Genomic DNA, 270 nt, shown 5'->3' on the forward strand with positions numbered 1-270 from the left:
TAATTCTAGCAATACAATACGAAATGTTGAAGTTTTTGATCTTGCCGGAAAAAGGATTAATCTGAAGGTAAATAATAATATGCTGAATATTAGAGATTTATCTTCTGGACTATATCTGGTTAATATAGAAACAGAGGGTCGGAATTTTACTAAAAAATTTATTAAAAAATAAAGAATAAAATGAATATTATTTTAAATTGTGATTGAAAACATATTTTATTAAATTGATATTTTATTTTCTATTTATTCTGGTAAATGTTGATTTTTTTT

1 protein-coding gene is annotated in these 270 nt (G+C 21.5%); it reads left to right on the plus strand.

The annotated features are described in order from the left end of the window. The first annotated feature begins 16 nt into the window (after positions 1-16). On the plus strand, positions 17-172 hold the full coding sequence (locus tag SB772_RS41335) for a T9SS type A sorting domain-containing protein (RefSeq protein ID WP_410838692.1): 156 nt from the start codon (positions 17-19) through the stop codon (positions 170-172). Positions 173-270 lie beyond the last annotated feature (98 nt).

Origin of the sequence: Paraburkholderia sp. SIMBA_030, assembly GCF_046535245.1 — a bacterium.
GTDB lineage: Bacteria > Pseudomonadota > Gammaproteobacteria > Burkholderiales > Burkholderiaceae > Paraburkholderia.